The sequence below is a fragment of the Mycobacterium sp. E1386 genome, assembly GCF_001672745.1.
GTDB lineage: Bacteria > Actinomycetota > Actinomycetes > Mycobacteriales > Mycobacteriaceae > Mycobacterium.
The window spans coordinates 43,255-50,574 of record NZ_LZKH01000141.1 but is presented as its reverse complement, the minus strand read 5'-3'; the positions used below and the strand labels follow the sequence as shown (position 1 = coordinate 50,574).

Annotated in this window: 5 protein-coding genes; 2 read left to right on the top strand and 3 right to left on the bottom strand. The window is 69.1% G+C overall.

All coding sequences use genetic code 11. The features are described 5' to 3' along the window. Together A5709_RS14895 and A5709_RS14890 are read right to left on the bottom strand one after the other, a co-directional pair. Nucleotides 1–453, bottom strand: a 453-nt coding sequence (locus tag A5709_RS14895; protein WP_231986976.1) for an MFS transporter, incomplete at its 3' end; no start/stop codon positions are given. Between the two features lie 4 nt (nt 454–457). Then, entirely contained in the window at nt 458–1,603 is a 1,146-nt protein-coding gene (locus A5709_RS14890; protein WP_068011802.1) for an LLM class flavin-dependent oxidoreductase, read from the bottom strand. A gap of 388 nt (nt 1,604–1,991) precedes the next feature. Between A5709_RS14890 and A5709_RS14885 the strand changes: the two genes are divergently transcribed. Beyond that, nucleotides 1,992–2,858, top strand: coding sequence for an esterase family protein (locus A5709_RS14885; RefSeq protein ID WP_304442540.1), 867 nt, complete (start codon nt 1,992–1,994; stop codon nt 2,856–2,858). Between the two features lie 366 nt (nt 2,859–3,224). Then, nucleotides 3,225–6,542: a LuxR family transcriptional regulator gene (locus A5709_RS14875; protein ID WP_068120514.1), complete on the top strand. Its 3,318-nt coding sequence runs from the start codon at nt 3,225–3,227 to the stop codon at nt 6,540–6,542. Nucleotide 6,543: 1 nt separating this feature from the next. Here A5709_RS14875 and A5709_RS14870 read toward each other — a convergent pair whose 3' ends face one another. Continuing rightward, nucleotides 6,544–7,230, bottom strand: coding sequence for a GDSL lipase (locus tag A5709_RS14870; protein WP_067946220.1), 687 nt, complete (start codon nt 7,228–7,230; stop codon nt 6,544–6,546). Between the last annotated feature and the right edge of the window lie 90 nt (nt 7,231–7,320).

The following is a 7,320-nucleotide window of genomic DNA, read 5'->3' as shown; positions in this document are numbered from 1 at the left end:
CAGATCGGGGTATGGGCGCCGCTGTTGCTGTTGGCCCTGCGAATCCTGCAGGGCTTCGCCCTGGGCGGCGGTGGGCAGCACCCCGATCAACGCCGTGGCGACGCCCATGATCAGCATGGTCAGCGCGAGGCTGCGCTTGCGGCCGATCCGGTCGCCGATGTGGCCGAAGACCAGCCCGCCGACCGGCCGCATGACGAACCCCACGGCGAACGTCGCGAAGGCCAGCAGCGTGCCGACCAGTGAGCTCTCGCTGGGAAAGAAGACCTTGTTGAACACCAGGCCCGCGGCGGTCGCGTAGAGGAAGAAGTCGTACCACTCCACGGTGGTCCCCAACAGGCTGGCCGCGACGACGATGCGCAGCCGCCCGCGTTGCTGCGCGGCGGACTCGTCGACCGCGCCGGCGCTCGCGTCGAGGCCTGCGCCGGTCGCCGGCGCGGGCAAGGTGGCGGCCATGGTCTTAGTGGGCCGAGGCGACCGCGAACGGCGTCGCCGATACCGGGTGCGACTGGCGGTTGGGATGGCGCCACAGGCCCATTCGCTCCAGCAGCGGCAGGACGCCCTCGCCGAACCAGTAGGCCTCTTCCAGGTGCGGATATCCCGACAGGATGAAGTGGGTGATGCCGAGTTTGGCGTATTCGGCCAGCCGTTCGGCGACCTCGGCGTGCGACCCGACCAACGCGGTGCCCGCTCCGCCGCGGACCAGCCCCACGCCGGCCCACAGGTTGGGCCCGACCAGCAGCCGGCCGCTGCTGCCGCCATGCAGGTCCAGCATGCGGCGCTGCCCCTCCGATTCGCTGCGGGCCAGGCTGGCCTGTACCCGCTCGACGTCGGCGGGGTCGACGGCGGCCAACAGCCGGTCGGCCTCGGCCCACGCCTGCTCGGACGTGTCGCGGCTGATCACATGAATCCGCAAGCCGTACTGCAGGATTCGGCCGGCGTCCACGGCCAGCCCACGGATCCAGTCGAGCTTCTGCGCGACCGCCGTGGGCGGCTCACCCCAGGTGAGGTAGACGTCGCTGTGCTTGGCGGCAACCGGGCCGGCCGCCGCCGACGATCCGCCGAAGAACACGGCCGGCACCGGGTCGGGCGGATTGTTCAGCTGCGCGCCCTCGACGCGAATGTGCTCTCCCGCAAAGGTGACCGGCGCCGACGAGGTCCACAGTTGACGCACCACGTGCAAGAACTCGGCGGTGCGCGCATACCGCGCCTCTTTGTCCAGGAAGTCCCCGTAGGCCCGCTGCTCGTGGGGTTCGCCGCCGGTCACGACATTGAGCAGCAGCCGCCCGCTCGAATGCCGCTGGAAGGTCCCGGCCATCTGCGCGGCCAGGGTGGGGCTCAGCAGCCCGGGCCGGAAGGCGACCAGAAACTTCAGCGTCTCGGTGGCCTCGACCAGCATCGCCGTCGTCAACCAGGCGTCCTCACACCACAATCCGGTGGGGGTGAGCACGGCCTCGAAGCCATTGTCCTCGGCGGCCGCACAAATCTGGTGCAGGTATTTCAGCGTGGCGGGCCGGTCCCCGGACATCGGAGTCCCGTGTCCGCCCGCCACCAGGTTCCGGGAATCACCGTAGGTCGGCAGAAACCAATGGAACGCCAAACTCATCCTCAACCTCTTTCAATCCACGACGCCGGGCACGAAAGCTCCATCCTGCGAAACTTGCGGCCGGCACGGGAGGGTTGAAACCGTCGAGATTGCATCCCCGTCCGGCGGCCGTGCCGCCGCGGCGGGTGGCGCCCGCCCGGGCGAACAGACGTCCCCGCCGCATATCGCTTGTTACCTTGTGGCACAAAGGAATAGCAGCGCGTGGAGACACCCGGCGGGCGTCGCGATGATGGCCGTAGCACGGTACCGCAACTCGGCCGGCAGACCCGCCGTCCGGTGCACCGCAGGTAACCGGTTCATGACCGATCGGTCACGCGAGATCACACAAACATTCCATTTCGGCGTGGCTCGGGCGGGAATTCCCGGTCAGCGCGGCATCATTGCGATCATGCCTGACCTGACACGCCGGGCGGTGCTGAGAATGGGAGCCAGCACCGGCCTGGGAGCCGCTGGCGTGTTCGCCTTAAGCGCCCTGCTCGACCCGGTCAGGCCGCTAGCGGCGACGTTGCCGCAGGCCCCCGCCCCGTTCGAGCCGTCGGCGGCCAGCAGCAACCTGCCCACCAGGCTCACGGGTTCGTTCGTGTCTGCCGCCCGCGGGGGGGTGAAGACGAATTACGTGATCGCGTTGCCGCCGGGCCAAACCGGGATGCTGCGACCCGTGATCGCGCTGCACGGCAAGGACGGCGACGCGAACATGATGCTCGACTGCGGTGTCGAGCATGGCCTGGCCCAGCTGGTCAAGGAGGGCAAGCCGCCGTTCGCGGTGGTGGGCGTCGACGGCGGCAGCGACTCCTACTGGCACAAGCGGGCCGACGGCACCGACTCCGGCGCGATGGTGCTCGACGAGCTGCTGCCGATGCTGTCCACGATGGGCTTCGACACCTCCCGGGTGGGATTCATGGGCTGGTCGATGGGGGGCTACGGGGCGCTGCACCTGGGTGCCAAGCTGGGGCCGGCGCGGACCGCGGGGATCTGCGCGATCAGCCCGGCGTTGTACGCCTCGTTCGCCGACAGCGCTCCGAAGGCGTTCGACAGCGAGGACGACTTCACGCAGAACAGCGTGCTGGGCGTGCCCGCGCTGTCGCAGATCCCGCTGCGCGTGGACTGCGGCACCTTCGACCGCTTCTATCCCGCCACCCGCCAATTCGTCAGCCAACTCAAAACGCCACCGGCGGTCAGCTTCACGGTCGGCGGACACGACATGACCTGGTGGCGTCTCATGTTGCCCGGCGAACTCGCCTGGATGGCGACCTAGCGGAGACCCCATGAGCGTCCGGCCTAGCGAACTCCCCACCCGCCACACCGAGCGGGCGGTGAAGCGGACCGGATTTCGCCCCGACATCGAGGGCCTGCGGGCAGGTGAACGGCTATGAACTTCTGGCGGTCGACGTACGTCATATCAGCGAAGGGTTTTGGGAGGTTGTGGAGATGACTCCGCTGCTGCTGGCCTGCATTGCGGCCGCCGCTCCGATCGCCGGGTTCGGCTTGCTGAACTTGCAAGCCCGCCTGGAGCGATGGGACTACGAGCGGCACGCCGAAGACTGAACCCGGGTCGTAGCTGCGCGTAGCGGCCGGCGGAGTTGCGCGTTTTCGCTGATGTTTTCCCCCTCAACGTCCCCGCATGCTGGCTAACATGATCGACATTCATTCGTCGGCGGACACGCCGCTGCTGGACTGGAGCGAGCAGAGCGTGAGCGAGCTGCCCACAGGGACCGTGACTTTGCTGCTCGCCGACGTGGAGGGCTCCACCCGGCTGTGGGAGACGCAGTCCGACACCATGACCACGGCGCTCGAGCAGCTCAATCAAACCGTGAACGATCTCGTCGCCGCCCACGATGGGGTGCGGCCCGTCGAGCAGGGCGAGGGCGACAGTTTCGTGGTCGCCTTCGCCCGCCCCAGCGACGCCGTCGCGTGCGCGCTACGACTCCAGCTGGCCGTGCCGCCACCGATCCGGTTACGCATCGGCCTGCACACCGGGGAGGTGCAGCTGCGCGACGCCGGCAACTACGCCGGGCCCACCATCAACCGGACCGCGCGGTTGCGCGACCTTGCTCACGGCGGGCAGACCGTACTGTCCGGTGCCACCGAACCGCTGGTGCTCGACCGGCTACCGGCGGATGCCTGGCTGACCGACCTGGGCGTCCACCCGTTGCGCGACCTGCCGCGGCCGGAACGCGTCGTGCAACTCAACCACCCCGGCCTGACCAACGACTTCCCGCCGTTGCGAGGGGCGAATGACGTTGCCAATGCCCATCTTCCGACACAGCTGAGCAGCTTCGTCGGCCGGGGCACGCAGATCAGCGACATCGGGCAGATCTTGAAGGAAAACAGGTTCGTGACCCTGACTGGGGCGGGGGGTGTCGGCAAGACGCGGTTGGCGGTGCAGGTCGCCGAGCAGGTTGCCGACGTCTTCCCCGGCGGGGCCTGGTTCGTCGATCTCGCCCCCGTCACCAATCCCCTCGTCGTGCCGGTCACCCTCGCGCGCACCCTGGGTCTTGCCGACCAACCGGGCCGCTCCACCATGGAGACGGTGTCGAAGTTCGTTCGGGACCGCAAAATGCTGTTGGTACTCGACAATTGCGAGCACCTACTGGATGCCAGCGCCGCTTTGGTCGTGGCCCTGCTTGATGCGGGCCCGGAGGTCACGGTGCTGGCGACCAGCCGGGAGCCGGTCGGCGTCGCCGGAGAGCTGACCTGGCGCGTGCCGTCGCTGTCGGTCGACGACGAGGCCGTCGATTTGTTCGTCGACCGCGCCCGCCGCACCAGACCGGATTTTCAACGCACCGAAGACAATTCGCCCGCCATCGCCGAGATCTGCCGGCGCCTGGACGGCATGCCGCTGGCGATCGAGCTGGCGGCGGCGCGCACCCGCACCCTGTCCCTGACCCAGATCGTCGACAGCCTCCATCACAACTTCCGCCTCCTGGCCGGGGGTGCGCGCAACGCGGTTCGCCGCCAGCAGACGCTGCGCGCTTCCATCGACTGGTCCCACGCCATGCTCACCGAGCCGGAGCGCGTCCTGTTCCGCCGCCTGGCCGTGTTCATGGGCGGTTTCGACCTGGACGCCGCGCACGCCGTGGGCGCCGACGCCGGCGTGGAGCACTTCCAGCTCATCGACCTGCTCGGGCTGCTCGTCGACAAGTCGCTGATCGTCACCGAGGAAATCGACGGCGCGATGCGATACCGCCTGCTGGAGACCGTGCGCCAGTACGGCCTGGAAAAGCTGGCCGAGTCGGGCGAGGCCGAGGCCGTCCGGATCCGGCACCGCGATCACTACACCGCGGCCGCCGTGACGCTGGAAGCCCGGATGCGCGGCGACGGGACACCGTTGGTTCCGTGGGCCGAACTCGAGATGGCCAACCTACGGGCGGCCCACGCGTGGAGTTGCGACGCCGGGGAGTTCGAGTCGGCGTTGCGGCTCGTCTCGGCCTTACAGCGGCTGTGGGTGACGCGTGCACGGTTCCGCGAGGGCGTAGCCGGGTTCGAGGCCGTCTTCGGCGACGAGCGTTACCGCGACGCGGACGTCGCGCCCGAGGTCTGGATACGGGCGGTCGCCGACGCGGGCTTGCTCGCGGTCTGGTACTCCGTTCCGGCCAGCCTCGAGCGAGCGGAGGAAGCGCTGGCCGCCGCGCGGCAAGTCGGCGATCAGAAACTCATCGCCCACAGCCTGCGCACCTGCTGCATGCTGGCCTTCAACGACCCCGAGCTGGCCGCGCCGCTGTTCGCCGAGGCCGTCGACATGGCTCGCGCCTCGGGGGACCTTTCGGCCCTTTACCACGTGCTCGCCTACCAGTGCTTCGCCGGCAACGTCGCCGGCGATCCGGTCGCCTCGCAGGCGGCCGGCGAGGAGGCACGAGACCTTGCCGACCGGCTCGGCGACAGCTTCATGTCGCGGTATAGCCGAACGTTCCTCAGCAGTGCGCTGTCGATGCAGGGCAAGCTAGCCGAGGGCCTCCTCGTATCCACCGCGCTGGTCGAGGAGGCTCGAGCCGCCGACGACCGCCCGATGGAGGTATTCGGTCTGATCACCCTGGCACAGGCGCTCTCGTGGACCGGTGACGCCGCGGCGGCGAGGGCCGCGGCCGAAGCCGCGCTGGAAATCTCGGCCACTCTGGGGGGTTTCCACGAGGACACGATCTACGTGGCCTTCGCCAACGCCGCCCTGGCCCGCGGTGATGCCGCGAGCGCGACACGGGCCTGCGAGGCGGCGTGGCGGCACACCTATCCGTTGAAGGAGCTGTTCACCAGAAGCCTGGTGCCAATGGCCGAGGCTGCGATGAGCTGCGGCCATCTCCTCGCCGCCCGCCGCTGGGTGGACGACACCGTCGCAACGGTTCCCGGGTGCTATCGGGCGGCGGCGCTGACGGCGCGGGCCCGGGTCGCCGCCGCCCAGTGTGAGCCGCAGCAGGCTGAACGCGATCTCCACGAAGCCGTTTCGCTCGCCGAGCGCACGGGCGGCCACCTGTATCTACCCGATACCCTCGACTGTCTCGCGGCGCTGGCCGCCGTTACCAATCCTGAGCATGCCGCGCGGCTTTTCGGGGCGGCCGAGGCCCTGCGGCAGCGCCACGGCACGGTGCGCTTCGAGGTGTTTCAAGCGGACTACGACGCTTCGCTGGCGCAAGCGCGGGAAGCCTTGGATCCCAAGGCTTTCGAAGCCGCATGGGCGGAAGGCGCCGCGCTGTCCACCGCCGAGGCCATCAGCTACGCGCAGCGGGGCCGCGGTGCGCGCGGGCGACCGGCGAGCGGTTGGGAGTCGCTGACCCCCACCGAACTCGACGTCGTTCGGCTCGTCGGCGAAGGGTTGCCCAACAAGGACATCGCGGCGCGGCTGTTCGTTTCGCCGCGCACCGTGCAGTCTCATCTGACGCACGTCTACACCAAACTCGCCGTGTCATCGCGGGTGCAGCTCGCTCAGGAAGCGGCCCGGCACGGCTAGGTCAGGTCGACAGCTGCGTGCGGATCAGCGGCGCGATCTTGTCCGCCATGTATTGATGGCCCGCGTCGTTCGGGTGCACACCGTCCGCCCCGATCAAATCGGGCCTACCGACGAACCACCGTTCGGCGATCGGATCGACCCAGGTCGCCCCCGCGCCCGCGGCCGCCGCGCCGAGCGCGTCGCGAATCTGCAGGATCGGGAGCGGCACGTCGGCGGTCGGCCACGGCGGCCCGATCACCAGGAACCGTGCGGACGGCGCCAGGCTGCGGGCCACATCGAATGCGCTGCGGGCCTTTTGACCGATCACACCCGCATCGATGGGCTCATCGTTGCGGGAACCGAAGAACACCACCAACACGTCGTCGCGCTGCACGGCCCTCGCGGTCAGGTCCTCGAAGACGCTGCCATGGTCGCCCGGCATGCCGTAGCCGGCCCTGCCCTCGGCCGCGACGTCGGCCGAGATCCGTTCGCCGCGCGCCGCGAGCACGTCCCAGGCGCGGGCGGGCCACGACCTCGGGCCCAGCCCACCTTCACCGGTTCCGGTGGTATAGGAGTCGCCGATGACGGCGATGTGGTTCAACCGGAAATCCAGGGTCAGTGTGTCGTACGTGCGCACCTGAGCCGGGTAGGCGATGCCGACGCCGACCAGAAAGGTCAGGCCGATGACAAAGGTGGCCAGACGACTCACCACTACCTCCCCCGTCAACGGCATCGTCATGTGCCACTGGATTTTCATCGATTATCCGCCGCCGGCTCGCGGCGGTGCGCTAACGCAACC